Source organism: Nitrospirota bacterium, from assembly GCA_016214855.1.
Taxonomy (GTDB): Bacteria; Nitrospirota; Thermodesulfovibrionia; order Thermodesulfovibrionales; family UBA6898; genus UBA6898.
In genome coordinates this window covers 63,147-89,798 of the sequence record JACRMT010000018.1, presented here as the reverse complement: position 1 = coordinate 89,798, position 26,652 = coordinate 63,147, and the positions used below count along the sequence as shown (strand labels likewise).

Below are 26,652 nucleotides of genomic sequence, written 5' to 3'. Positions count from 1 at the left end.
TAAGGGGGCCGTATTTCATCCGAATCTCACTTAACGGCTATCGCTTCTTTACGATCCACTGCGTGCCGCAGATGAACCGGAAATCACAGAGCGGACATGCAGTCTTCAGGTCATGCGCAGGAGAAAAGGGTTCAGCAGGGTCCGTGATTTCTTTGAGCAGGCCCTGTATAACCTGCTTCAGCGCCTCAAACTGCTCCTGCATCGGTTCACCCTCCTTAAAAAGCGGGGATTCTATGTCCCTGTCCATGCGCATCCTGCCTAAAAACAGAAAAAGCGGTGTGATCTGATCAGGCGCTATGCTTTTCGCCTCTGACAGCAGAAGCAGATAGAGAGGAAGCTGAAGAGAGCCGATCGCCTGATTCCAGGTTGTGCGATCATCAGGATCGAGCCTGTCATGCCTGATCCTGAGATAGCTGTCACCTGCCTGGGTCTTATAGTCAATGATATAAAGCCTCTCCCCTCTCTTTTCCACCCTGTCGAGCCGACCCTTCAGGACAAAGTCATTCCAGGTGATCTTCAGGTCGCTCTCAAGTTCGAGGAGCTCGATTTGCCCCTGCTCAAGCATTGCTGCCTGATAGCCTTTCAGAAAATCCCTGAGATGACGGAGGATCTGCATCTTCAGCAGATGCAGAGAACCGACTGCATCCGGTCCGTATTCCTTCCTGAACTTCACTGCTATCATCGCATGCATGACCTCTTCGCTTAAGTCCTCTAACGTAAGAGGTCTTCCCTGCTTATCCGCAAAAAAGTCATGCAGCAGATCATGCACGAACCTGCCGATGTCAGCCCTCTCGATCTCCCCGCTGATGCCTTCCCGTTCGCTGATCCTGAGCACATACCGGTAATAGAACTGCAGCGGGCAGTTCAGATACGAGTCGAGTGACGAGGCGCTGTATTCGAACCCGCGCAGAAGGTCTGTAACCGCAGCGGTCTTCGGGACGGCTGCAGGTTTTCTGCTGTCGAGCTTCACGTCATAGAAGACTGCCTGCAGATAATTGTCGGGCTTTATCTCCCCATCTTTTTTCTGCATGTCCCAGAGGAGCTTTTCGACAAACCGGCTCCTCTCTTTTCTGCTGTTCTCGACAAAAAAAAGATGTGCTTCGCGGGAAGACCTGAGGAGCGTCTCAAAGTAATAGGCGGTCATCCGGTCACGATCAAGGTATGTCGGCAGATGCAGCGCCATGCGCGCCTGAAACGGCAGAAGAGACTCGTCCCTGTCTGTGGCAGGCATCACATCCTCGTTCATGTCGAGTATCACGACACGGTCAAAGGAAAGGTTTCTGGTTTCGAGGAAGCCGAGCACCTGAAACCCTTTCAGCGGCGTGCCCGGAAAAGGCACGTGGCATGTGCCGAGGTATTTCCTGAAGAAATGGAAATAGCTGCCTGTCTCGTCAAAGGCCAGGTCTTTCATCAGGGAAACGGAAATGGCCTGCATGGAGGAGATGAATGCCTCGGCAAAGGGATGGAAATAGGGATGGAACTTTGCCGTGCTCTTCTCATAGATATATTCAAGGACAGCAGCAGTCTTCAGCGCAAAATCAGAGAAGGAACTGAGCGTGAAAAAGCCCCTTATGAGCCTGTCATGGATCTTTTTGAGATGATCTTGGACCTGCCCGGCAGTTATGCCCGGCTCTACCTGGACAACCTTTTTGGTGATGCTCTCCAGCATCTTCCTGTCCTTTTCGATCTCGTCGAGCGTCAGGAAGGAACGGGTCCTGTTCTCTGTCATCTCATCCTCAAGCGTATGAAAGATGATCCGGGTGACATCAGCCCGCTCATGGAACAGCATATTCTTAACATATGGGTGAAGTACAAATTTCAGATAATCAGGAAGATAGAGCCGTTGCCCCTCCATCGAAAGCATCATCTGGCTGAGATTATTGAAAAAACCGAAGATAGGCGTCCTGTTCAGGGGATACCCCATGGATATGTTAAAACGGTCCTCAGGGATCGTTGCGATGCCGTGATGCAGAAGAGGGAAAAGCGTATCTGCAGACGGAAGCACGATCACCGTCCTCTCATCAAGGGCCTCTCCTCTGTTTTCGATCCCTCTGATCACCCTGTTCAGCCCGAAGGTCTGGCCATGCGTATCAGGACTCTGATACAGGGAGACAGCAGGAGCAGTCCCCAGCCCCTCGATCACTTCAGGCTCCATATCAAGAGATGCCAGCAGCTCCTGCATGCCCGGACCGTCCTGAAAAAAGAGGCACACGTTTTCGCGCACAGCAAGTTTTCTGAACAGGGCCTTCTCCGCTGTGGTGAGTCCAAAAAAACCGGCAAGCACGATATGCGAAAATTGAGACAGGCTGCCTGCATCAAATGCCTCGGCAGCAGAGCAGTACCGCATTGACCGTGTCGAAAGACCCTGTTCCCTGACTTCCTGATAAAAATGCTCATAGAACCAGGAGATTGACTGGAGCCTTTCGAGAGAGCCCCGAGGGATGACTTCCTGCACCAGACTGTCGGTCTGCTTCAGATCATCGATACTCACGCCCTCAATATAGAGTTCCTCCAGGTCCCTGCCGAGCTTCAGGCTGATCGGGAAAAAGCTGTCAAGGGAAAGGAATCCTTTTTTGCCGAGAGGCTTGGGGGCCTTCCGGTGAAGGCCGAAAAGTATTGCTGCAGCGTCAATGCTGTCAATCCTGCGGACAGCCTCCTGCTGCACGCAGAGCAGATCAATGAACTCATCCATGGAACAGATCCTGGGCGGGATAAAGGCCTGTCCCTGTGTTTCTCCAATATGCCTTCTCAGAAAATGCGCAGGCCTTTTACCGGGGAATACCACAATACTGCCGGAATAGTCATTGTCCCTGCAGTCCAGGCATGCCGAAACATGGCTGATCAGGTCTGCATTTCCTCTCAGAAGATATGCCTTCATGAGACCATCCTGACCTGCATCAGTTCTACATAGGCGATCATGCCTATGATTTTTTTGTCAGCATAGAGAGCGGCCAGGATATTCATGTAATTCCTGATCTGACGAAGATAACCGGATTCCTTTTCCTGGTCCCTGCCGGTCTTGAAATCAATGACCGTAACGCATTCAGGGTCGATAATCAGCCGGTCGAGCCTGAAGAGGTTCCCCTTGCTGTCAGCGATCTCTGTCTCCTTCTGTACAATCCTTCCGGCCCGTTCGCTGAAGAGGTCCTTCACTGCAGGACAATCAAGGAACCCGTGGATAAGACTGCAGACCGGCTCATCAGGATATGAGGTCATGAATTCCCGGTTCACCTTCTTTATGATCTCGCTGACAAAAGATTCCCTGCCAGTCTCCCATATATCGATATGCGAAAGGACCTGGTGAATGAATTCCCCCCATTGCTTCTCCGCAACATTCATGGACTTCTCGGCGCTCACTGCAGCAAGTGCGCGGATATTGCCATGCTCCAATGCGATCTTCCTCGACTGTCGCTTCTCCCCCGGAAAGATCTCTGCCGGCATGTCCAGGGCCGGATATTCCTCGTCAGGCAGAAACCTGCAGGCATGATAACTCTCTTTTCTCGTCTTGTTCTGCACGCAGAGCACATACATCTCAGCCCCTGCCCTCGTAAGCGCAACATAAAGACTGTTTAAGCTATTGACCGTTTCCTTTGCCGAAAGCTCGTCGTACAGACAACCCAATTCCTCAACTTTATCGGCGATGTTTTTATTCAGCCGCGTAAAACAGAGGTCCTCTGTCTTGCTGATCTCTTTGAGCACATGGGAAAAACCTTTTGATGTCTTGCCGTATATAAGAAGGATGACAACAGGGAATTCCATGCCTTTTGCCTTATGCACGGTCATCACCTTTACAGCCTCCATTTCCTTCGGCAGATCTATGTTCCAGTCAGCCTCGTTTCTCTCTTCATCCGTCACAAACTCTATAAAGTCCCTGAGACTGTTCTTTCCGGACTGCTCATAGGTCTTCACCACCTCAAGCATCTTGGCAAGTGCAGCCTCTTCTTCCCTGAAGGCAGGGAATATCCCGAAGATTCTGAAGACCTCGGTCACCAGGTCATACAGCGGAAGATAACCCGCAGACCTGAAGAGCCCGTTAAAGCATCGCTCCCAGAGGGCAGGAAATGCGGGCTGAAAACTCTTATACAGCGGCCTGTTCCGCCGGTGGCTGAAGATGAACTCCTGCATCTGTTCAAGTCCAATGCCAGCGTCCCTGAGCATGGGGCTGAAGATATCGCCGAGCAGCACGATCGAAAACGAAAGGTCATCAAGCGGTGAGTCGAGGAACCTCAGGAGTGAGACGATCTCGACAATGACCTTTCTTCTCCTGATGTCGAGGCTGCTGTACGAGACAAAATCAATGCCCTGTTCATTAAGCCATGCCGTGATATTCACCACATCGTCATTATCAAAAGTCAGGATCGCGATATCACGAAGGCCGTATCCACGGGATGTCAACCCTGTTAGCAGGTCCTGAACCTCTGCACGTTCAGGGGTCTCATCACCCTCTTGCTCAATTATCCTGATCTGCACATGACCTTTTCCCTCATTGCCCGCCTTCACCTTCTGGATATAGTCTGTCAGCCCGCTCCGAGCAGCAATACAGCCGTATTCCTCATCAGCAGCCACCTTCTGCTTAAAGACCCTTGCATTAAAATCAATGATCTCCTGTAGGCTCCGGTAGTTCGTATCGAGCTCTTTTACCTGATGGTGCGCTGAGGGGAAGGGACGCTTGTCGGGATTTTCCATCTCCCTCATGATCCGGTAGTCAGCATCTCTGAACCCGTAGATCGCCTGTTTTGTGTCGCCCACAACGAAGAGGCTGCCGAACTCGGCAAGGGAATTCTCGACCAACGGGAAGAGGTTCTTCCACTGTACCGGAGATGTGTCCTGAAACTCGTCAATAAGATAATGGTACACCGTCTCGCCGATCCTGAAGTACACATCAGGGACAATATCCTTTTGTATATATTCTGCAAGGTTATGGTTAATGTCCTCTATGAATACGGTCTCTTCCTTTCTCTTGACCCGCTCGATCGTCTCCCTGATTGCCTCATAGACCCTGAGATACGGAAAATAGTAGGACTCTGCATGGAGGCAGATATAAGTTGCAAGCTCGCAGACAACCGTCTCCCATTTGCCAATTATCTCGTCATAAGACAGTTTTTTCTCTGCATCCTTTCCTTTATACGATTTTATTGGCTGGGTCTTCATACCTTTGCTCAGGATATCAGGGAAACGGTCCTGCCTCACCAGATCGAGAACTGCCGGAAACGTACTCTTGCTGTTGCGTTCGAATGCTGATCGCTCAATGAGCGCCTCGAGCTCTTCTGCAGCAGTCCTGATCTTCGCCTTCTGCTCAGCTATTTCAGGCGTATGGTCCCTCGTCCTGATCGTTTTCCATGTTGAGGCAGTCTTCCGGTAGATGCTCTTTACCTCATCGAGGATCGGGGCAGAGGGGTCCCAGGGAAAACCGGATGTCTGGAGCTTTGACTCCATGATCCGCCCTATCATTGCCTCAAGAAACCGGCTTGCCTCGCTCTTCTCCCTGACATTCTTCAAAAACATGTCAAAGGCATATTCCATCAGCGCATCATTTTGGAGCACTACGTCAAAGTCAGGGTTGTAACCCAGATCAATTGCAGAGGCCTTGAATATGCCGGTCATAAAACTGTCGATCGTCTTTACCTGCAGATCAGCATAATGGTCGAGCACGAGCGATAGCGTGGCCGTGGCCCGGGTCATAAGCTCATCCCTGTCAAGGCCGGTTTCAGCCTTAAGATCCTTGATTGCCGCGTCCTGACCAAGCGAAAGGGCCTTCAGCCAAAGGAGGATGCGCGACCGCATTTCAGCTGCAGCATTATTTGAAAAGGTGATCGCAAGGATATTGCGGAGCCCGTTCTTTTTTATGGTCTTCGAGAGCAGAAATGCGACGAATCGCAGGGTCAGTGCATGGGTCTTGCCAGAGCCTGCAGAGGCCTTCAGGACAATGGAATGCGGGAATGTGTGTTCGTTGGAAACGGTGTTGTTAATGTCAGCCATAGATCTGTTTCATCGGCATATGATAATGCCTCTATCATACCATTACGAGGCTGCAAACACGATGGCTTCGTTGTCTAAAGAAGAAGCTCAAGGCACCTATTGTTATGACAATTCTTTGATTATGTGCCGTGAAAGGTTTTCGTCTATTTCGTTATGACGGGGAATTGGCTGTTTCTTGCCGGTTTTAGGATTGAGGTAGAGATCGTGCCGTTGACCATGCCTCAGCAACACACAGCCGGAGGAGGTGATTCTTTTGATTAACTCTTTTCTTTTCAAACTGACAGGACGAGTTCTTTAATCTTATGTTTCGGTGGAACATCGTCCATAGTCATAAGCGTGTAAGCCTCTTTCATGTTTTCCTCAAGTTCTTCTAATGTCTCGCCTTGAGTCATTATTTCAGGGTGGTTGAGCAATTTCCCTACCCAGAATTTCTCGCTTTTCCAATAAATCATTTTCAATTTCGTTTTCATTTTTTCACCTCATTTGTTTCAGCAGCATAAAAATATGATACCACAAACGTTATGTCACCATCCTAATTCCATCTTGGAGTTTGATACAGAGGACCCCCATTTATCCTTTATTTCACACATTCTGGCAGCTCCGCTGTTTGACTTGAAGCACCAGATTTCTATTTGATAACGATATGTTACCGGTGAGCATAGGCTTAGTCAATTCAAGCACCAGAACAGAGGTGTCAACATCCTGTCAGCCGACGAGATTCCCGGCCCAGCGGGAGCTAAAGAATGACCCCTTAATATCTTTAACCCCATCCTGCATCTCAAAGACAAAGCGGTTGATATTGGCTGAACTCCATCCAAATGACTTATTGTTTATTCTCTCGCCGCGCACAAAGGAAAAGGTGTCCTGGGGAGAGATCCCGCCAAGGGCGTTCGCGCCAACGCTCAGGATGACCTCAACAGAATTTTCGTATACAGCCTCTACCACCAGGGTCCTGGTCCTATAGACTCCATTACGCTAATTCTGTCTTCATCAAGAGTCATGTAGTGCTTTTTACTTTTTCAAGAATCTTATTGTCGCTCCTTGAATCCTTGAGAAATTTTTCAAGATTATAAATTGAAAGCCGGTTTTCCTTCATTTGATCATTAATTACCTCATGAATAATATGCGCGCCGAAGTCAATTAACTTCATTACCGCACTCTCATTATCCAAATCAACATTCTCGCTGTCTAACTTCAATTTAGCGGCATATAGAATATGAAATGGCGCGATTGAAAAGCAGTATTCTTCAAGGCTTATTGGCTCCTTACTTCTCCGCTTTTTTTGAACCACCCTCTTTTTCACATCAATCTTGGAATACAACTGAAAAGGAATTAGAAGTTTGCCGGCAGTAGTAGAATATTCATCGAAGATTTCCTCGTATTTCTCCCCAAAGACGATGTATTTTTCTCCCTTTGCCTTGGATGGCAATCCATAATTATATGCAAGAGATAGTTGTCCCAAGAGCTCATTATCAAGTCTTCTTTCTTTGGGTTCGTCCGCATAGTAATTGATCTTTCGCTCATAAAAGTACCCCAATGCCCTAAACTCTTCCTCAAGTTTCTTTTGAATTGAGTCATTTGAGTGAAGATCTCTGCTTTTCACCGGGATTTGAGAGTTTGTTGTCTCTCCGATTTTACTGGAAATTGTTTGATTTGTTCTGATCTCACAAATCCTCACCAATAGGTCGATCGTATCCACTTTAGTTGGATCCATTAAGTAAGCTTCAAAGAGTGAATGCGATGTTTGGCCTCCGTTTACAATCTGAAAATTGAGAAGCTTCGCTTTAGGAGATCGAGTTGGTTGATAGATACATTCATCGCAAACGATCGTAATACCATTGTTAAGATACCAAAACTCGTAATTTTCTTCAGAAAGAGCAGTTGCAATAATATTATGATTGATTCTGTGATTTTTTTTGTAAAGGCGGATATTTTCATTAAAGACATCCTCATTTACCTTCGCTGGATTTTGAGGATCTTTTAATAATTCAATTATGTCATTCGCTGAAACGGTTGCAACAATGCCTTTAAGCGTACCATCAGTTCTCGCGAAATATTGCTTATCAATAAACGTAATATCGCCTGTTACCTTATTAAATTTCTTTTCTATAATTTTGCTGGAAATTGTTTCTTGGTCGAAATAATGAAATTCAAAAGAACGGTATTTTTCAAGACTTTTTTCAAATTTGTCAGAGGCAGCAGCAAGGGGTTTTTCCTTGTTAGTACAAAAATACAACTTAAAATTTACTGGTCCATTATCGAAGAGTGACCAAATTTCCTCAACCTTCGTCCACAAAAGATCGTTGACTTCTGTTTCGGCCAGATTTTTGTCAAAAATACGAACAAAAGTGTTAACTACTTTGTCGAATTCGCTTTCTGGAAAATTCTTTTTGGAGTTGTCAAAACTCTCGGTATATTTAAAATTAAACGCATGAACAGTCTGTCCTTCGACGAATATAGCGTCAATGCCCCCATCGTTACCGCCATCCGTAATTACGTTTTCGATTTCATCAGGACCAATCTGATAAATTGAACCGAGAACTACCCAAGCAAAGGCCACGCCAGGAGATTCAAGGTCATAGTCGTTTTGAATTTTTTTAACTTTCTGATGAATCATACTAAAAGAACTTAAGTTAGCCATCGAATTACCTTTCTTCTCTCAGTTTGCGTTAAGCTGGGCATTTTGGGGACGTTGATGAATTAGTGAACTTATTCATGATGCTGAAACCGGCTTTGCTTCTGAAAGGCCTTCTGTTTTCCCCTTGCACGTCATCCCCTCCCTAAGAATTGAGCCTAATATATCAATCAGCTTCTCCCTGCGTCAATGCAAATGTTATTTCTGTCTGCAGATCTGATCTGCTCGAAGTTGTCAGAAGCACTCTTGTCAGTGCCAAGCATAGATTTATTTCTTTTGCTTTCTGTCAACAGCAGCTAACAATTCCAGGACTTGTGTCGCCGGATAAACCCTGTAACCGCTTCTTGACTGGAGGTCATCGCCTCCATAGACCACTGCGTCTCCCCATGGGGCAAGGGATAGAACTTCATGAAATTATTCAGCCCCTTGAAATGCATCTTGCAATTTGCAAGTTTAACATTCATATTACAACTATCGCGTCAAAGGTGAATCGCAGTACATTTCCGCATAAGCACATGGGGCTTGCCAAAGACATGGAATGGGGGAATTTGAGACTGTCGGCAATGGTACTTTTAATGTCAGGTATTCGTGCTCTTTGACTCAAGACCAATCTACCTGATAACAATGGTCCCGACCATGCCGCCTTCGGAATGGTCTTTGATCGTGCATTTCAAATCGTTCACCGTTGCCGTTTTGACCGGCACGAACCACCATTCCGCTGTGCCGCCGGGATGGACCTCGATCTCCGAAATTGCGCCCTTCACCTCGGCGATAGCCTTTCCGTCTGCGCCCAGGACCTGGACTTTCCTCGTAAACACTGCACGCGACAACGCCTCCGAACTGAAGTAGTGCGCCATGGTGCTGGGATTGCTCAGAACGAGCTTGTAGAGCTTTCCTGTTTCCATCTCGATCTTGTCCGGGAAAAAGCGCAGGGCATTCGCCTTGTCCCCCATCTGGACCTTTATCTCGACCGGAGTCTGTGCCGTCAGGTCGCCTGCGGCGAGCGCCGTGCCGGAACCGAACAGGCCAACGATTACCACAAGCGTCAAAATGAGATGTGCTGTCTTCATATCATGATCCTCCTTTTAACAGCAGACGCAACCCGTTTTAGCGGGTTGACGGCCAAGCTGAAAGTCCGCGCTCAACAACCTCCAATAGATGGATAGATATTCCAGTGCAATATGCCGTCGGTATCAGGATGAGGTGGTTGTGTCGAGACAGAGGCAGTTGGAGATTGATCGATTTTGCTTCTGAAAGGCCTTCTGTTTTCCCCTTGCAATTCATCCCTTCCCTTAAAACTGAGCCGAATATATCAAGCACCTTCTTCCTGCGTCAATACAAATATAGTGTTGTTTTCCAAGTCGTCGCGCCTACGCACGCACGGCTAATTTTCTCTTTGTTCCTCTTCCCATAATGCTTTCAGATCTCTTCTCCCATGAATCAGACCTATGATAACGACACGCATTTCTTCTATGCTATAGACAAGACGATATTCTTTTATAAACAGTTCACGAATATTCTGATTGGAAAGTTCGGGAACTATGCGACCTCTTTCAGAAAAGACATTAAGGGAGCGGCTCGCTTCACGAACTTCCTGAACAAAGGAAGCTGCATAAAAAGCGGAATCTTTCGCAATATAATCGGCAATTGTGCCAAGGTCAGCTGTCGCTTCAAACGACCAAACTATTTTCCGAGCCATTTCGACATCATCTTCTCGACTTCTTCCTGTGAGTACACACGCCCTTCTTCAGCATCTTTCAAACCACGCTCAATTTTTTGCAGGACATAAAGATGATATTGAACATCCTCAAAAGTGCAATCATCCGGTAAACGAGTAAGGAGTTTGCTTACCTCTTGCTTCGCTGTCTGCATCTCAGCCCCCTGTTTTGTTTTATTACTGATATGCATATTTTATCAGATTTAAGTTCTTCTTGGATTTAATTTTATCATGCATAACTCGGCAACAATGCTCAGCTGTTTCAAAGACGGATGTGTGGAGACTGAGGCAGAGAAATAATGACACTGTTTGATTTTACTGCTGAAAGGTCTTCTGATTTCCCCTTGCACTTCATCCCCTCCCCTACGAAATTGAATCAGCCTGCTACAGCATATTCGACAACCCGAGGGTTTTCCATACGTCGCGATGCATCCAGTATTTCCAGGCAGGCATTTTGGGGACGTTGATGAATTAGTGAACTTATTCATGATGCTGAAACCGGCTTTGCTTCTGAAAGGCCTTCTGTTTTCCCCTTGCACTTCATCCCCTCACCTACGAATTGAGCCTAATATATCAAGCAGGCTCTGGCAGCGTCAATACAAATTGCCGGCTGGGTTCGTGCCCAGCCCCTCTTGACACGCTTGATGCAGGTAATTAACGATACATGTCGAGGGACAGGAACTTTGAAATTACACGAAAGTGCCTGTCATTTGACAATAACCGTAAGCCCCCTTGAATTGCGTTTTGCGCAATGATCAGATCCGGAATGCCAACCCCATTATTTCCATGCTGCAGGCATAACGTCTGCATTCTGACGATATCATCCCAGTCAATATTCATAGGCTGCCGCTTGATCTCCCGGAGGAGGGTGATAAGTTCTCTTAATTTCCGCAATCGAAGAGCTGGAATAAGTTCCGCCAGAATCAATTCATTTGTGACCACGAGGTTTTCTTCAATAAGCATCTCCAGTACATCCGATTGTCCCGCATTCCGAAAGTATTCTATCCAGACAGATGAGTCAACAAGAACACTCATGGACGTTTTCGCAGTTTATCGAGGTCAATATCCAGATTAACCCGTCCTCTGAACTTCTTCAATCCTTGTATTCTGTTCTTCCTGACAAAATCTTCAAGTGCTGTCACAATCACAGCCGTTTTGGTTCTCTGGTGTGACACTTTCATTGCTTCCTCAACAAGCCGTTGCGGCAGATCTATTGTTGTTCTCACGTAATCCTCCATATGCATTATTTTGACAACTTATGCATATAAAATACATCTTATCTTCATGGAAATCAACTTGAAGGAAAAGAAATTCCGGAGCAATATGCACTTAGCAATCAGAATGAGATGAATGTGTGGGGAGACAGAGTTTCGCTTCTGAAAGGTCTTCTGCATTCCCCTTGCACTTCATCCCCTCCCCTAAGAATTTGGCCTAATATATGAAGCAGGCTCTGGCAGCGTCAATACAAATATCGTGCTCCGTAATTGGCCTCATGCCGCATGCGAAAATGGACGAACGTCCTTCTTGATCTTATCCTGCATTTGGTCGCGGGTGACTTCCATATCATAGCGGGACTGCAGGTTCATCCAAAACTGGGCTTCCATGCCAAAGAACTGACCAAGACGCAGCGCTGTGTCAGCCGTAATGGCGCGGCGGCCATGCACGATCTCATTAATCCGTCGCGGCGTAACGCCGATATCCTTGGCAAGTCTGTACTGGCTGACTCCTAAAGGACCCAAAAACTCCTCAACCAGAATTTCTCCGGGATGAATCGGTGGGAAATCACGTTTTTTCATATTGCTCTCTCCTCTCTAATGATAATCGACGATTTCAACATCAAAGGCATCGCTGCCTTTCCATATAAAGCAAATTCTCCACTGCTTATTGATACGAATGCTGTGCTGCCCCTTTCTGGCTCCCTTAAACTCCTCCAGATAATTGGAAGGCGGGATTCGCAGTGTTTCGAGGACAGTTGCAGCATTAATCACTTCAAGTTTAATTGCAGCGGCGCGTTGAATTGCCTGCGGCAATTTCGAGGAGAAGTGGCCCTGAAACAATTTTTCCGCCTCTCTGCTCTTGAATGATTTGATCATTGCTTTATGTTATCTTAGCTGGATATTATCGTCAAGAGATAATATATCACGGTCATTGCACTTAGCAATCGGGATAAGGCGTATGGGTAAAGTAAATCAGGTTGTTTAGACCAGGGTCTGTGCTTAAAGCCTGCTATTGTTTAGGACTGAGCAAAGAACAAATCAGCCTAAATGATTGCCACGAATCTCCGCAATCCCGGGGGCAATATGACCGGCATCCAGACGATCGGCAGCATCGAAAAGGCGCTCGAATGGCACACCCTGGCTTTGCCTACCGTCAAAAAGATACTGGTTCCCTATAATCAAAGCGATCTGAGTGCGTCCGGCGGCCTTGATGAACTTGAGAAGGCGGCTGATAAATGAGGGATAATGCTCGTGACCAGAAGAGTCGAAAGCCCGGAGGAACTCAGGACAGCGTTTGCCGATATCCCCCCTGGTACGGGCGCCATCTGGCTCCTCCCCTCCAATTTTCTTGATTCCCAATATCAACTATTCGTGGAAGCGTCCAAAACTCATAAGCTCCCGGTGTCCACTTCGACAGCAGTCTTCTCAAGCATAAATCCGTTTCTGTCGTACGGCCCTGACCTCGAAGCAATGGGTAAACAAGCCAGCAGGCCAGTGGGAAAGATCCTGAAAGGGATAAAGCCGGGTGACATTCCGATCGAACAGGCCGAGTTTTTTCTCAAGATAAATATGGCGGTCGCCGGCGAACTTGGTATCAATATCCCCGAAGAAATTTTACGGCGGGCTGACGAGCTTATACGCTAAATTCTGGCTGGACCGGGCAAATCTGAGATTCCGACACTTTCACGACAGTGTGATGTTTTTTTCAGGAGACATGGGGTGTTCCGGGATCTCGTTCAGAACCGATCTTCTCCTGGTCGGAAAGTGCAAAGGCAGCATATAGTGCCAGTTTCTTGCGTAATGGCACTGTCTTAATGCTGTTCGTGTCCAATATGTCCGGGATGCTGACCCGGTGCGGGTTCCGCTTTATACCCTATTGAAGAACATCCCGATAAACTCATAACTGACACCAAAACAAGCATGAGAATGATAAGAACTATCTGTTTCATCTCCATCCTCCAACATCTTTTTTTGCATATTGGATTCCATTATATCAGATTATTGTTAGAAGCGTTAACGACCGAAGCTGAGCGGACTGATGATAATTTTTGTATTTGATTCCAGAGAACCATCGTTATCAGTATACCCAACAACAAAAAGCTTTAGTTTTGAGCTCTGTTTTAACATTTCAGCCATTTCAGCAATTTTGTGCTTAGATTCCGGTTTGATCTCCGGCTCCTCCGGAATCTTTCTGTGGGAAGGACTCCCGGCAAGCGGGAGTGACAGGGCCATTCATGATGCAGGAATCAATAATACCTCCTCAGGTATAACTCGGCAACTTGAGAGATTATTTATCATTCTCCTCTTTAATCAGTAGATCATCATTGTATATTACACCGCTGGACAATGATGGGGGCGCATAGAGCCCAAAATGTGCCTGAGTAAGAAAGCCGGCTCCTCTCTTTACGTCCGCCTGGGACACTAACTGATCGTCTTGCCACACTTTGGCATATCCACGGTCGCTGTCGAAATGAAGAGACACGGTAAGTTTCACCCACTGCTTCATGGGGAACTTAAGAGTTGACGTTTGGAAGGTACGTTCCCCTTGGCCGCTATAGGGCACATGCATAAGATGAACAAAGCCCTGATCGCTCAAATTCACTAATACGGCATCCCAACTGTCAGAAGTCGTATGATCCAGGGTCGCAAAACTGAACCATTCGCCAGGTGAGAGATTCACATCCAGCCAGACCCAGAATTCGATTAATACAGGGGTTTTATAAGCGCCGCCGGCCGTTTTATAAAGCTGAATAGTGGGATAGGCGCGATGGTTATTATTTTGCGTTAGTGTGCTGGGCGGATTTGCGGCATAAATCCAGCCTTTGTGAGAATTGTTGCCCATGCGAGTCTTTTCAGACGATAGGGCATGCGAAGCAGACTTCATGTGATTTTGTGGGACTATGTAAAAGCCCTGAAAATCGTCAACTGATTCAAAGCTGGTCTGAAATGTTCTTGGGAGAGACTGGGGGTCGGATGCGGGAGACTGGGGGCTGGATGTGGATGAGCTGCCACAAGCGGACAAAACCAAAGCTAACAGCAGCATTGAGCTCGATAATGACCGTTTGAGCAAGGACACTTCCCTTGAATTACAATAATAGGATGAATAATTATTATGCATTCTTCTCCTTATGATAATGGCAATATTACTGCGTCATCGAGCGTAACGCAAGGACCATGTGATCTTCTTATTCTCAACCAGAGATGAAAGATCCTTCTGCACAGAGACATCAAGTCAAGACCTATCCGGTCATCCGCGGGTGGATAAAAGATGAGCCATCTAAAAGTCATCTGTTCGCTGTGCCGCTGCCGGTGTACGCAGCATAATGTCTGTCTGTCGTGTTTTTGTACCCGCGGGAATATTTTCGGGCAATGAGATTCAATAACGGGTCCGTAAAACCATTCAAGAACGCATAATTGACATTGTCGCCAATATGATGCTGTGCGTGATGTTTTTTCGATAAAAAGAGGCCGGGATATCTCAAATACCGTGCTGCTCCCGAATCCGACAGATGGCAGCAATAATGAGAGACCTCCGCAACGGATGACAAGATCCCGATACACACCATGATATAGGAAAGGACTGGATGGATGGACGCGGTCCTGACCAACACGGCAGCCAGCAGAAGATATACCGCAAGCCAGTTCTTCGCACCCGATTCATTGAAATAAACCAGCAGGAGGTTGCTTTTTTTGTAGAGCGGGGTCTTATGGTGAAGATGGAATGCTGCGATCAACGGCCCTGCCAATGAATCATAGTCGTCATTGCCGTCCATGAACATATGGACCAGTCCATTGATAAAGTCTGCAGCCAGATATGCCGCGGAAAAAGAGAGTATCTGTAAAGGCAGTCCTATGGAAAGGGGAAGGACCAGATAGAGCAGATAACACTGCAGCGAAACATTGACCAGAGATACTGTCCGGTAAATTGCTTTGTAAACACCGGCCTTTTCATAACGCTCCATTGCTGCGTTAAACTGTTTTTGTTTCAATTCCAGCGCTGAATCCTGGCCCACAATACCCCTTCACACACGGCATCAAATTCTGCGATCAGTGAGCAGACACGCGACGCTATCATGTCCCTTCAATAACTGTAGTATACCTCAAATCCGGCGGGACGGGCAGATCGGTCTAACAGACATTATCAATGAGATCTTCAAGTGCTATAACGCATAGAAAAAGGGCGGATGCCCTTCGGCATCCGCCCTTTTTTGCTATTCCTTTAAGACCGAACCGGTCTTAGCACCCTCTGGGGCTTCAACCACCGCCGGAGAACATACCGCTCATCTCGGCAGCGCTTAACGGGCCTTCTATCTTCAGCTTCTTCTCGCCGCAGCTCGGGCAGGCTTCCTTCTGCAGTTCCTCATCAGAATTGATGATTGTTGCATAATGACTCCCGCACTTCTGGCATGAGCATCTATTATAGGTTGGTCCACTTGTTTCCATGATCATTCACCTCCGTTTAAGATTGTTTCGTAGTTGCAATATATATTGATTATACACGATGCACACAATTTAATCCATGATTTTCGTCATGCACCTTTTTTTAAAAGGCAAAATTGCCGATGACGAGGATGTACAGGCCAAAGGCAATGAGCACGGTGCCTGTTATATACCGCACAACAGCTTCATGCCTCGCAAGAGCGGTAAGCCTGCGCTGCAGAATATGCGATGAATAGGCTATGGTCAGCAGTGGTATTGCCAGACCCAGGGAATAAAACCCGAGGAGAATGACTCCTTTTGCCAGTTCGCCGCTGGTGCCGACCATCGTAAGAATGCTCGAAAGCATCGGTCCGATACAGGGCACCCAGACGATGCCTAACGCCATACCGAGAACCAGCCCGCTGAACCTGCCCTCAGACTTTACCTGAATATTGGAAAGACGGTACATTCGCTTGAAGATGCTGACATTGAAAAAGACCATCAGGCCCATGACGAGTATGACCGCTCCTCCTATCTGTTCAATGAACCGGGTACGGCCGACCAGCAGCGCACCGAATAGAGACGAAACAGCGCCCATGCTCATGAAAGTTATCGAGAGCCCTAAGACCACGAGGAGTGGCCGCAGCCAATCCTTCTTTTCAGCGCTGCCGACCGCAATGACCGGGATCACCGGCAGCACGCAGGGGGAGAGTACGCTGGCAAGGCCGGCTCCCGCTGAAAGCAGGATATTGGCGATGCTGATCTCCATCACTTGATACTGTCGAGAGACTGTGCCAGGGTCTCATAGCTCTGGATCCCCGGAGGGAAGACGCGGCTGATATTGCCGCTTCCGTCAACAAGCACCAGCGACGGCAGATTCCTGATCCCGTATTCGTAAAAGGCCTTCTGATCCTCAGGCTTCATGGAGTTCACATAGGCAACAGCGAAATTTCCCTTCCTGTCCTTCAGGAGCTTCTGGAGGATCTCATTCTGGGCTCTGCAGGGGCCGCCATTGGGATTCTGGAAAAAAACAACCGTCTTCTTGCCTGCTCCGATAAGCTGCTTCAGTTCAGGGGTGCTCTTGGGAGCAGCGTTTGCCGCTGCGCTGATCTGTATCAGAAAGACAGTGAGACAAAGACCAACAAAAGAAACAATAAGACCTCTTCTCCTCATACCTGTTCTCCTTACCGTGATGTTATTGATATATCCGTTGCTGACATCATTCAACAAAGCATATGCTATTTTGTGCATATGCACATTATAACTCTTCAGGGCCGGTCTTTTCAATGCTGTGACCGGAGCCGAGAGGGCACGGCCTGCTCTTAAAATATTCATAATAAAGCAGGGGCACGGCGACAAGGGTCAGGGCAGTAGCGGCCAAAGCACCGAACATCATCGCAATGGCAAGCCCCTGAAAGATGGGGTCAAAGAGCATCACGAACGAGCCCACGACCACGGCAGCTGCGGTAAGCGCAATCGGCCGGAACCTGACTGCCCCGGCCCTGATCAGAGCCGCCTTGAGGTCGCCGCTGTCCCTCCACTCCATCTGCACAAAATCGATCAGCAGAATTGAGTTCCTTACGATTATGCCTGCAAGGGCTATGAATCCTATCATGGATGTTGCGGTAAAGAACGCACCAAATATCCAATGACCGGGCAATATGCCGACAAGCGTCAGGGGTATGGGAGCCATGATAATGAGCGGCGTCACGAAATTCCTGAACCAGGCTACAACGAGAACATAAATAAGGATCAGCACCGCGCCAAACGCAATGCCGAGATCACGGAAGACCTCGTAGGTGATATGCCATTCGCCGTCCCATTTTATGGCATAGCGGTCTTCAAGCCAGGGCTGCTCGGATGAATACTGCTTCAGCTCATACCCTTCCGCAAGCTGGAGGTCCCTGATCTTTTCCTTCATCTTGAGGATCGCGTATGCCGGGCTTTCCGCGATGCCGGCCACATCGCCGGTAACATAAAGGACCCTCTTGAGGTTCTTATGGTAAATGGTTTTGTCTTCCACCCCTTCCCGCATCTTCACCAGTTCTGAAAGGGATATTGGCCGGCCGTCTGCAGAAGGTACCGTAATTCCGCTGAGTGAGGCAATCGTTGACCGTTCGCTTATTGGCATCCTCAGGACAAGCTCAACAGGCTCTTTCTCTTTTTCCATATGAACGAGACCGGCCGACATGCCGCTCAATGCTATTCTGAGTGCCTGAGATACTGCCTCTGTTGAGATGCCGTGTTGGCCGGCTTTGTCACGATCAACATCAAAGGTGATCTTCTGCTGGTCATCCTCAACATACCAGTCCACATCAACCACACCGTCGGTCTTTTCAAAGATATCACGAACGCTTCCGGCTATCACGGTCTGGCGCTGCAGATCAGGTCCGTACACCTCTGCCACAAGCGTGCTCAAAACAGGAGGACCCGGAGGTATCTCTGCAACCTTGAGCCGCGCATGGTATCGGTCAGCGATCCTTTTCAGCCCGGGCCGAAGCCGCTTCGCGATCTCATGGCTCTGCGCCTTGCGCTCAGACTTGGGAACAAAATTGACCTGAATATCGGCAACATTGCTTCCGGATCTCATGAAATAGTGCCTGACCAGACCATTAAAGTTATAGGGCGCTGCAGTACCGATATAGGTCTGGAAGTCTGTCACCTCAGCCACGGTCTTGAGATACTCTCCCATCTCCCGGCCAAGCGCTGCGCTTTCTTCGAGCGTGACTCCCTCGGGCATGTCCACGATCACCTGCAGTTCGCTCTTGTTGTCAAAGGGCAGCATCTTGAGCGTCACGGCTTTCAGCGGGACCAGCATCAGCGAAAGGGCGAGGAGCAGAAGAACGACGGTCAGGGCAATGATCCGTTTATGCTTCCGCTCGATCAGCGGTCTGAGCATGCGGTCATACAAAGAAGCGAATCTTCCATTGTCCTCATGCCCTCGGCCATGGTCGTCATTGCTCCTGATATTCTTCAGCACCTTGTAGCTCATCCATGGGCTGACGATAAAGGCAATAAGAAGCGAGAAGATCATGGCAGCAGAGGCACCGACCGGTATCGGCCGCATGTACGGCCCCATCAGGCCTGTCACAAAGGCCATGGGCAGAAGCGCAGCAATGACCGCAAAGGTTGCGAGGATCGTCGGATTGCCGACCTCATCCACCGCATAGGCAGCAGTAAGCGGATCGATCCTGTGCATCCTGAAATGACGGTGGATATTTTCGACAACAACAATCGCGTCGTCAACAAGTATGCCGATAGAGAAGATCAGGGCGAAAAGCGTAACTCTGTTCAGGGTATAGCCATAGAGGTAGTTGATAAGCAGGGTCAGAGACAGCGTGACAGGCACTGCCACGCCGACCACCAGAGACTCCTTCCAGCCAAGGGCAAGGGCTATGAGTATGACGACCGACAGGGACGCTATGAGCAGGTGTTCGAGAAGTTCGTTGGATTTTTCCTTTGCTGTCTCGCCGTAGTTCCTTGTAATTGTTGTCTCGACCTCAGAAGGTATCGCCTTGCCTTTCAGCGCTTCTATTTTGCGTATGGCGTTTTCGGCAACCACACTTGCATTGGCGCCTCTCTTCTTTGAGACCGTCAGCGTGACCGCCTCATACTGTCCGGCACTGGAATGAGAAGCTGCAATACCACGGGACCGGGCAGCAGGCCCAAGCCCCATGAAGACATACGCTGCAGGCTCTTCCGGCCCGTCAGATAATGCAGCTACCTCCCTGAGGTACACTGGCCTGTTGCTGCTCATACCCACCACGACTGAACCGACCTCTTCCGCATTCTTCAGAAATGTACCGGTATCGATCAGATATTCCCTGTTACCTGACGAAAAGGCGCCGGAAGGCATCAGAAAATTCGCCTTCTGAAGTGTTCCGATGATCTGTCCGGCAGAGAGGGAATATGCGCGCAGACGGGCAGGGTCGAGACCGATCCTTACCTGCCGCTTCTGGCCGCCGATGATCGATGTTTCAGATACGTCCTTGTCTTTCTTGATCTCGTTGCAGAGCTCCTGGGCGACCCTTCTCAACTCATAGCCGTTATAACGTTCAGACCAGAGCGTGAAGGTAGTGATCGGCACATCGTCAATGGACTTGGGTCTTACCAGAGGCTGGGATACTCCCGGCGGTATCTTGTCAAAGTTTGACATCAGCTTGTTGTAGAGCTTAACCAGACTTGCTTCCATGTCCTCGCCGACATAGAACCGCACGATGGTAAGGTTCATACCGGGCCTTGCAATGGAATAGACATACTCGACGCCCTTGATCTCCCAGAGGAATTTCTCCATAGGCTTGGTGACCCGCTCCTCAACCTCTTTTGCCGAGGCGCCGGGATAGGTGACCATCACATCGATCATAGGCACAACGATCTGGGGTTCTTCCTCGCGGGGCGTTACCACCACAGCAAAAATACCCAGCAGCAGCGAGGCCATCACGATCAACGGCGTCAGCTTTGACTGTATGAACGCCTTTGCGATCTTCCCTGATATTCCTATAGCCTTCATTTTCGTTCCTTATTGTTTAACAATGCCGCCATCGACAGCCTTTTCGACATGGTCGACGATTATTCTTTCATTGGGGTTCAGGCCGGAGAGGACCTCGACCCTATCACCATATATCCTGCCAGTCCGGACCAGCCGGTAGGTCACGACTGAAGTGGCATCCACAACATAGACACCGGTAAGCTGTCCCTTTTCGACAATCGCCTTTTTGCTCACCAGCAAAGCCTCTTTCTTGCCTGTCGGAATAGAAACCTTTCCGTACGAGCCGTTCCTCAGGCCTTCTCCGCTGACAGAGATCTTCACAGGAAATGTCCTTGTGAGCGGGTCAACAGAGGGAACTGTCTCTGTTATAACTCCCTTTATATCTCTACCCAGGGCGTCGATCGATATCCTTGCCTCAACGCCCTGCCTGACCTTTCCCGCATGCTTTTCGTCAAGGTTCGCCTCGAGCCTGTACCCTGAGGTGTCCTCTATGGTAAAAAGCGGTACTCCCGGCACTGCCATGCTTCCGGGGTCTGTAGTCCTGGCAGTAACAACACCGGCCACCGGAGCGGTAAGGCGTGTAAAGCCATGATATATTCTGGCCTCCTGATGCATTGCCTGCGCCCTGTCATATTCCATATCAGCGACCTTCTTCTGCGTCTCGACCTGGTCAAGCTCCTGGCCGGTCAGCGCCCTGTCATCGTGGAGCTTTTTGTACCGCTGGTACGTCACGTCTGCCAGCATTCCCTGCTGTTTTGCCACCTCGACACCCTTCTCTGCAGCCTTGACCCTCTGCACAATATCTCTGTCATCAATAGTCGCCAGCACCTGTCCCGCCCGCACCCTGTCGCCCTCTTTCACGTTAACAGCGATAATAGTGCCCATCATGCGGCTGGCCACAACACTCGTGGTCTTTGCCTTCACCGTTGCCGACGTCTCGATATATTCATCAGCCTGCGACAGCTGCATTGTCTCAATGGTTACACCCTCAACCTGCTGTCGCCTGATCTCCTTTGTCTCGTGAGCGTCCTTGCCTCTGCAGCCAGAAAAAACCATAACCGAAACCAGCAGTAATATTGTGATAAATCCGATACGCTTCATATCATCTCTCCTCATCTGTCCAGATCCAGGTCTTTCATAATCGTTCCGCTCAAGTAGCTGAGCCTTGCAATTGCAATAAGATATGCAGCCTCTTTTGCCACAACATCAGCCCTGACAGCATCAAGGCTGCTCTGCACATCAAGCATATCCACTGCGGCCGACAGATTGTTTTCATAACGAGTCTTTACCAGTCGCCTGCTCTCCTCTGCCGAGGCAAGGTTTGTCTTTGCAAGTTCAAGTCCCTTGCCTGCCTCCTCAACAGAGAGATACGCTTCGTACACGGCAAAGGATATCTGCTTTTTCATGCCGTCGAGATATTCTCCTGCCTCTGCGATTTTATGCTTTGCCTTATTCCGCTCTGCTTCGCGTTTCAGACCGTCAAAGAGTTCCCACCGCAGAAATGCCATCACCTGCCAGCTTTGCCCTTCTTCCCCAAAGATAGTCCTATGACTGTTCAGTTGGTATGTCCCGCCGAGACCGATAACAGGAAGATACGCTGCATGAGCCATTGTCAGGTTATTCTCTGCGTTTTTTTGCCGTGTTTCCATAGCCTTGACGTCATTTCTTGCTTCTGCCATCCCGCTGTAATACGCAAGACTTTTCAGAGTGAGGGGCAGGCTCTGCTCCTGCACATCTACGGCTTCAGATGACCCAAGCATAAGGCCGAGTGCTCGCCGTGAAACCATCAAATTCTTTTCAGCAGAGACCTTCCGCTCTTCTGCAGTCCTGAGGGCTACCTCGGCCCTGAGCATGTCGGAGTACAGGCCAAGACCGACCTTGTTTCTGCTTTCGGCTATCCGGAGATGTTCCCTGGCGTCTTCAACTCCTTTTTCCGTAACAGATACAAAAGCGCGTGCGGTCTGGGAGTCAAGATAGGTCCTGAAGACCGAGAAGGCAATCTCTTCTTTTTTGCGCTGTACGTCATCGCCTTTGGCCTCGAATTCCTTTTGGGCCATCTTCATGCCGATATATACCTTTGGGGCAAAGACAGCCTGCTCAAATGAAACGCCTGTCTGAAAATCAGATACAGGTCCGGGGTTGTTAAGAGAAGGTATGGCAAAGTCCGTCATCGCAAACCGCTCCTGATTCAGCTTTGCCATGAACGCATAGGTCGGATTATTCGTCCGCATGAACCGCTCTTCAAAAGTGACCCTCGGCAGCAGAAAGCTTTTTGCAATGCCTATCTCCTCTTTAACCGCAAGCAGCGCATGCTCATTTGCCCGTATCTCAGGATTGCCTTTCATTGCCTGCGTCAGGGCATCATGGAGAGAGAGCACCTGCGCTTCGGCATATGCTGCACTGTCTGTCAGCAGAAGAAGCAGCGATATCAGCATCCCTGTCCATTGAATATTCATGCGCATATCAGTTTTTCCTCCCGGATTTGTTTACGGTCTTATTTGGCTTCCTCTGCATGAACTCCTTCAGCGTCTTCATATCGCACTTCCCGGCCTTCTTCTGAAATTCCTCGCAGTCCTTCAGGGAAAGCTGATCACCCGAGAACGCCTTATCAGCCCTGGTCAGCTCCTGCAGAAGATCGATCACCTTCTTGTGGGACTGCTGCATCTCCTTATTCAGGGAATAAAAGACCAGCTTGCCGTCCCTGCGTTCTTCAAGAAGACCGGCATTGTTCAGCAGGGCAAGGTTATGCGATACAAGAGGTTGGGCTATGCCGAGGACGCCCATGATCTGGCAGACGCAGAGTTCTTTTCGTGCCATGAGCATCAATATCCTCAGGCGGGTCTCATCAGAAAAAAGCTTTAACAATTTTACCGTGCTTAACATATGCATATTTAAACATACGTTAATATGTTAGTCAAGCGTTTTCGCAACCACGCAACTCACTAGGATAGAAACCGGCACGGAGCAGAAACGACAAAACAGGGGGTTTCGATAGATAAGTCGAAAGACAATTGTGGATCAGCCGCGAAGTACAGCGCAGCTACGGTGCTGAGTTAGGGACTGCGGCCTGGTATCGTGCAAGCAGTTCAGGGTCATCGATCGAGCCGTGATGATGGACCTGTCTCCATCTGCCGGCGATCTTCCTGAAGATACGGCTCGTGCGGATCGCAAGCTTCAACTCCTTATCTCCAAGCCGGAAATAACCACGCTCCCTGCCGACTGCGCAGAACATTTCAGGCGTTTCGCAGATCGTATAGTCGTAATATTCGACGTAAACCCTCGCAGGCCCGCTGAATATCCTTTCATACACCGGCCCGATCTCTGACCAGCCCCTCTTGATCCCGCCCAGGGGATTGTCCATCGCACTGTCATCGCTCTGCGCCCAGTTGTCAGCCATCTCTTTTATGTCCCGGTGATTGAAGGCATGGTAGAACTGCACAAGCGCCTCGAACGGGTCTGCCAGCTTTCCCTGCCCTTCCTCGCCTGTTATCGGTGTCTGTATGGGGTCCATATTAAATTTCTATGCAGTCGGCTGGTCGAGGTGACCCTCGCGTATCACTTTATATTCGCCGGTCGTGACATTCAGGTTGTACACACTGAAGTTCGTCCTGATATCAAAACCCTCATAATGGATAGCAAGGTTCAGGGATGCCGAACCCTCAGTGCCTGACTGTATGCGATGGAATACGCCCGTAGGCCAGCAGAGCATGGCGCCTCCTACGTGGATCACCTTGCCGTCTTTCAGAACCTCATGGGGCGTTACGGTAAACTTCTCGATCCGGCCGTGCTGCGGGGTATAGATCTCCACATGGCGAGTGCCGTAGAGCACGATCAGATTGTCTTCCTGATACGGATGCATGTACCAGGGCCTCTCGATCGTGCCTACAGAAGCTGGAGAGGTTGCATTGCTTTCGTGGATCACGCGGTCAATAGCATCGATCCTCGGGAGAAGGTCGATCGGCACAAAGTCAAACGTCACTTTCTGGGTCTTTCGGAATAACTTGAGGGGAAGGATCTTATACAGGCCGGGGATTTCCTCGATAATTCTATCTTCTGTCATGGCTCGTTACCTCCGTTACAACTCTCTTATATATTTTATCACCTGCCACCCATTCATGCTCGATAAAAAATGCAGAAAAGAGCCAAAGCCCTGCCTTTTCCTGTAAAATTACGATCATGACTGAGACCACGTTTCATATTGATCCGGAACAGGCAGGGAAGCGTCTTGATCTGCTCGTGTCAGAGCTTTCAGGGCTGACCCGTTCACAGGTACAGAGGCTTCTCGAAAAGGGTCTGATGACTGTCAACGAAAATCCGTCCAGGGCCAACTATAAGGCCCATGCCAACGATGTGGTCCGCTTTTCGGTTGCCAAGGACAACGAAGAGCTTTTGTCTGAAGACCTGCCGATCGAGGTTCTTTATTGCGATGATTTTCTGATCGTGGTGAATAAGCCGGCAGGCATGGTCGTTTATCCGGCAGCAGGCCACAGCAGCGGCACGCTGATGAATGCGATCGCCTTCCATGCAAAGAAGCTTGCGACCATCGGCGGCCCGCTCAGACCGGGCGTTGTGCACAGACTGGACAAGGACACTTCAGGGGTCATGGTAGTGGCGCTTGATGACAAGGCGTACTATGACCTGGTTGAGCAGTTCAGGGAACGGACCATGAACAGGAAATACCGGGCTCTTGTCTTCGGCAATCTGAAGGAAGAGACGGGTGAGATCTCCCTCAGGATAGGCAGGTCAGCAGCTGACAGAAAGAAGATGTCTACAACGTCTGTCAGGAGCAAGGAGGCGGTCACGACATGGAGGGTGGTCGAAAGATTTCATGGAGTTACGTTGATCGAGGCAAAGCTCGGCACAGGAAGGACCCATCAGATCCGCGTTCATTTCACCTCCATCGGTCATCCTGTCCTGGGCGACCGAACCTATGGCTCGAAGACCTCAATAGACCTCGGAAGAAGGAAGATAACCTTTCCCCGCCAGATGCTCCATGCCGGACTCCTCGGCTTCACCCACCCTATCACAAAAGAATATCTTGAATTTATCAGCCCGCCGCCGCAGGATATGGAGGAAAAGATCGGCGTTCTCAGAGGTGCCGCCCGCTGACAGGCCTTCACGCTTTTTTTCTTGCTTTGACAGGGGGCAGTGCTATACTGAAAAAAGAGATCCTACCACTGAACAGATAAAGGAGAGAACTGCCATGGCAACCGCTGAAGGAACAGAACTGGCCCGCACCATCCGCACCAACATAGAAGAACTTGAGAAGATCTGTGTAAATATTGATGAGGAGACGGCATCCCGCGCTCCTGTTGGCAGATGGTCTCCCAAACAGATCATTTCGCATATAGCAGGCCAGGACGGCATCGGGTACATGCCTGCCTTTGAACTCATCCTGAAACAGGATACACCGCGGATCGACATTATTGCAGAGGACCCCTTCTACACAGAGAGGCGGACAAAACTTACGATGAAGGAGCTTCTTGCCGAGGCTGGCAAGGAATATGCGAAAATCGCGGAACTGCTGCTCACCCTTTCAGCGGATCAACTGGACCGCAAGGCCCATATTCCGCTCTTCAAGGATACTGCGCTGGGAGAATATCCGACCCTGGCCATGTTTATCGGAGGGCTCGGCGGCTGGCACCTGAAATTTCATATCGACCACCTGAACGAAGTCCTGAAGGCGCTGGGCGTCTCGTAGTAACTGTCAGTGTTTTCAAAACTCCTAAGGTAAGCCCCCTCTTTCTGACAGGTGCTGACCATGTCCCCTCGTTTAGAATTTAGGCTTTAGACCTGCCTGCTTGCAAAGTTCATTTGCTACAATCCGGTCTATGACCCGGTTTCTTTTGACCGGAATTGTCTTAAGATTGTTGGTATAAATGGAATGGTTACTACCTTCGCGCAGGATATAGAAGCCTTGTTCTTCCATGTATTGTATACTCACGCCGTTTTACTGACATTATTAGACTTCAACAGGTATCTGCTCAAAAAGCGTGTGGCCGGATGGGATGGCCTTGTCTTGCTGCCTGTATGCCTGAATCATTTCTTTTAGCGCGTCTTCAAGCATTGCTCTGCAAGCCTCAATTGTTTTGCCTTCTGTGACGACTTCAGGCCACTCCACAAGTTGCCCCATATAGCCCGACGGTATTTTACTGTATACGGCCGTATAAGAGTTTGTCATCACACTCTCCTTTTG

Annotated in this window: 30 protein-coding genes; 4 read left to right on the top strand and 26 right to left on the bottom strand. The window is 49.1% G+C overall.

What is annotated here, in order from left to right; all coding sequences use genetic code 11:
- Window positions 1-37 precede the first annotated feature (37 nt).
- The 13 genes from HZB62_14805 to HZB62_14745 form a co-directional block, all read right to left on the bottom strand.
- A complete protein-coding gene (locus HZB62_14805; GenBank protein MBI5076418.1) occupies window positions 38-2,878 on the bottom strand; it encodes a PD-(D/E)XK nuclease family protein in 2,841 nt (946 codons plus the stop codon).
- Window positions 2,875-5,979, bottom strand: a complete 3,105-nt coding sequence (locus HZB62_14800) for a UvrD-helicase domain-containing protein (protein ID MBI5076417.1) — start codon at window positions 5,977-5,979, stop codon at window positions 2,875-2,877. Before HZB62_14800 ends, HZB62_14805 begins: the two co-directional genes overlap by 4 nt.
- 102 nt (window positions 5,980-6,081) lie before the next feature.
- Window positions 6,082-6,255, bottom strand: a complete 174-nt coding sequence (locus tag HZB62_14795) for a type II toxin-antitoxin system HicA family toxin (protein ID MBI5076416.1) — start codon at window positions 6,253-6,255, stop codon at window positions 6,082-6,084.
- Window positions 6,252-6,449: a type II toxin-antitoxin system HicB family antitoxin gene (locus HZB62_14790; protein MBI5076415.1), complete on the bottom strand. Its 198-nt coding sequence runs from the start codon at window positions 6,447-6,449 to the stop codon at window positions 6,252-6,254. The genes HZB62_14795 and HZB62_14790 overlap by 4 nt, the downstream gene beginning before the upstream one ends.
- A gap of 235 nt (window positions 6,450-6,684) precedes the next feature.
- Entirely contained in the window at window positions 6,685-6,924 is a 240-nt protein-coding gene (locus tag HZB62_14785) for a hypothetical protein (GenBank protein ID MBI5076414.1), read from the bottom strand.
- Window positions 6,925-6,976: 52 nt separating this feature from the next.
- The gene (locus tag HZB62_14780) at window positions 6,977-8,620 is read right to left on the bottom strand and encodes an AIPR family protein (GenBank protein MBI5076413.1); all 1,644 of its coding nucleotides are present in this window, start codon (window positions 8,618-8,620) and stop codon (window positions 6,977-6,979) included.
- A gap of 605 nt (window positions 8,621-9,225) precedes the next feature.
- The gene (locus HZB62_14775) at window positions 9,226-9,684 is read right to left on the bottom strand and encodes a biphenyl 2,3-dioxygenase (protein MBI5076412.1); all 459 of its coding nucleotides are present in this window, start codon (window positions 9,682-9,684) and stop codon (window positions 9,226-9,228) included.
- Between the two features lie 314 nt (window positions 9,685-9,998).
- Complete coding sequence (locus tag HZB62_14770) at window positions 9,999-10,313, bottom strand: type II toxin-antitoxin system RelE/ParE family toxin (GenBank protein MBI5076411.1); 315 nt, start codon at window positions 10,311-10,313, stop codon at window positions 9,999-10,001.
- Window positions 10,298-10,486, bottom strand: coding sequence for a hypothetical protein (locus HZB62_14765; protein MBI5076410.1), 189 nt, complete (start codon window positions 10,484-10,486; stop codon window positions 10,298-10,300). The genes HZB62_14770 and HZB62_14765 overlap by 16 nt, the downstream gene beginning before the upstream one ends.
- A 499-nt stretch (window positions 10,487-10,985) precedes the next feature.
- Window positions 10,986-11,366: a PIN domain-containing protein gene (locus tag HZB62_14760; GenBank protein ID MBI5076409.1), complete on the bottom strand. Its 381-nt coding sequence runs from the start codon at window positions 11,364-11,366 to the stop codon at window positions 10,986-10,988.
- Window positions 11,363-11,557, bottom strand: coding sequence for a type II toxin-antitoxin system VapB family antitoxin (locus HZB62_14755; GenBank protein MBI5076408.1), 195 nt, complete (start codon window positions 11,555-11,557; stop codon window positions 11,363-11,365). Before HZB62_14755 ends, HZB62_14760 begins: the two co-directional genes overlap by 4 nt.
- A gap of 264 nt (window positions 11,558-11,821) precedes the next feature.
- Window positions 11,822-12,127: a HigA family addiction module antidote protein gene (locus tag HZB62_14750; GenBank protein ID MBI5076407.1), complete on the bottom strand. Its 306-nt coding sequence runs from the start codon at window positions 12,125-12,127 to the stop codon at window positions 11,822-11,824.
- A gap of 15 nt (window positions 12,128-12,142) precedes the next feature.
- Window positions 12,143-12,424, bottom strand: coding sequence for a type II toxin-antitoxin system RelE/ParE family toxin (locus tag HZB62_14745; GenBank protein MBI5076406.1), 282 nt, complete (start codon window positions 12,422-12,424; stop codon window positions 12,143-12,145).
- Window positions 12,425-12,595: 171 nt separating this feature from the next.
- Here HZB62_14745 and HZB62_14740 point away from each other — a divergent pair, with 171 nt between their 5' ends.
- Window positions 12,596-12,787 (top strand): hypothetical protein, encoded by a 192-nt coding sequence (locus tag HZB62_14740; protein ID MBI5076405.1) that lies wholly within the window; start codon window positions 12,596-12,598, stop codon window positions 12,785-12,787.
- Window positions 12,788-12,799: 12 nt separating this feature from the next.
- A complete protein-coding gene (locus HZB62_14735; protein MBI5076404.1) occupies window positions 12,800-13,192 on the top strand; it encodes a hypothetical protein in 393 nt (130 codons plus the stop codon).
- A gap of 369 nt (window positions 13,193-13,561) precedes the next feature.
- On the opposite strand, the gene HZB62_14730 is transcribed toward HZB62_14735, so the two are convergent.
- The 12 genes from HZB62_14730 to HZB62_14675 form a co-directional block, all read right to left on the bottom strand.
- On the bottom strand, window positions 13,562-13,780 hold the full coding sequence (locus tag HZB62_14730; protein MBI5076403.1) for a hypothetical protein: 219 nt from the start codon (window positions 13,778-13,780) through the stop codon (window positions 13,562-13,564).
- A gap of 55 nt (window positions 13,781-13,835) precedes the next feature.
- Window positions 13,836-14,390, bottom strand: coding sequence for a hypothetical protein (locus HZB62_14725; GenBank protein ID MBI5076402.1), 555 nt, complete (start codon window positions 14,388-14,390; stop codon window positions 13,836-13,838).
- A gap of 442 nt (window positions 14,391-14,832) precedes the next feature.
- On the bottom strand, window positions 14,833-15,561 hold the full coding sequence (locus tag HZB62_14720) for a hypothetical protein (protein MBI5076401.1): 729 nt from the start codon (window positions 15,559-15,561) through the stop codon (window positions 14,833-14,835).
- Window positions 15,562-15,802: 241 nt separating this feature from the next.
- A complete protein-coding gene (locus HZB62_14715; protein ID MBI5076400.1) occupies window positions 15,803-15,991 on the bottom strand; it encodes a hypothetical protein in 189 nt (62 codons plus the stop codon).
- Between the two features lie 100 nt (window positions 15,992-16,091).
- Complete coding sequence (locus tag HZB62_14710) at window positions 16,092-16,736, bottom strand: cytochrome c biogenesis protein CcdA (protein ID MBI5076399.1); 645 nt, start codon at window positions 16,734-16,736, stop codon at window positions 16,092-16,094.
- Window positions 16,736-17,140, bottom strand: coding sequence for a thioredoxin family protein (locus tag HZB62_14705; protein MBI5076398.1), 405 nt, complete (start codon window positions 17,138-17,140; stop codon window positions 16,736-16,738). The genes HZB62_14710 and HZB62_14705 overlap by 1 nt, the downstream gene beginning before the upstream one ends.
- 85 nt (window positions 17,141-17,225) lie before the next feature.
- Window positions 17,226-20,477 (bottom strand): efflux RND transporter permease subunit, encoded by a 3,252-nt coding sequence (locus tag HZB62_14700; GenBank protein ID MBI5076397.1) that lies wholly within the window; start codon window positions 20,475-20,477, stop codon window positions 17,226-17,228.
- A gap of 9 nt (window positions 20,478-20,486) precedes the next feature.
- A complete protein-coding gene (locus HZB62_14695) occupies window positions 20,487-21,557 on the bottom strand; it encodes an efflux RND transporter periplasmic adaptor subunit (protein MBI5076396.1) in 1,071 nt (356 codons plus the stop codon).
- 11 nt (window positions 21,558-21,568) lie between these two features.
- Window positions 21,569-22,918: a TolC family protein gene (locus tag HZB62_14690; GenBank protein ID MBI5076395.1), complete on the bottom strand. Its 1,350-nt coding sequence runs from the start codon at window positions 22,916-22,918 to the stop codon at window positions 21,569-21,571.
- 1 nt (window position 22,919) lies between these two features.
- Window positions 22,920-23,345 carry a metalloregulator ArsR/SmtB family transcription factor gene (locus tag HZB62_14685; GenBank protein ID MBI5076394.1) on the bottom strand — a complete coding sequence of 142 codons (426 nt, stop codon included), beginning with the start codon at window positions 23,343-23,345 and terminating at the stop codon, window positions 22,920-22,922.
- A gap of 151 nt (window positions 23,346-23,496) precedes the next feature.
- The gene (locus tag HZB62_14680; protein MBI5076393.1) at window positions 23,497-23,967 is read right to left on the bottom strand and encodes a nuclear transport factor 2 family protein; all 471 of its coding nucleotides are present in this window, start codon (window positions 23,965-23,967) and stop codon (window positions 23,497-23,499) included.
- Between the two features lie 9 nt (window positions 23,968-23,976).
- Entirely contained in the window at window positions 23,977-24,516 is a 540-nt protein-coding gene (locus HZB62_14675) for a hypothetical protein (protein MBI5076392.1), read from the bottom strand.
- A 116-nt stretch (window positions 24,517-24,632) separates the two neighbouring features.
- Between HZB62_14675 and HZB62_14670 the strand changes: the two genes are divergently transcribed.
- Together HZB62_14670 and HZB62_14665 are read left to right on the top strand one after the other, a co-directional pair.
- On the top strand, window positions 24,633-25,565 hold the full coding sequence (locus tag HZB62_14670) for an RluA family pseudouridine synthase (GenBank protein MBI5076391.1): 933 nt from the start codon (window positions 24,633-24,635) through the stop codon (window positions 25,563-25,565).
- A 94-nt stretch (window positions 25,566-25,659) separates the two neighbouring features.
- Complete coding sequence (locus tag HZB62_14665) at window positions 25,660-26,157, top strand: DinB family protein (GenBank protein MBI5076390.1); 498 nt, start codon at window positions 25,660-25,662, stop codon at window positions 26,155-26,157.
- A gap of 261 nt (window positions 26,158-26,418) precedes the next feature.
- On the opposite strand, the gene HZB62_14660 is transcribed toward HZB62_14665, so the two are convergent.
- Window positions 26,419-26,637, bottom strand: a complete 219-nt coding sequence (locus HZB62_14660; GenBank protein MBI5076389.1) for a type II toxin-antitoxin system HicB family antitoxin — start codon at window positions 26,635-26,637, stop codon at window positions 26,419-26,421.
- Window positions 26,638-26,652: the final 15 nt, after the last annotated feature.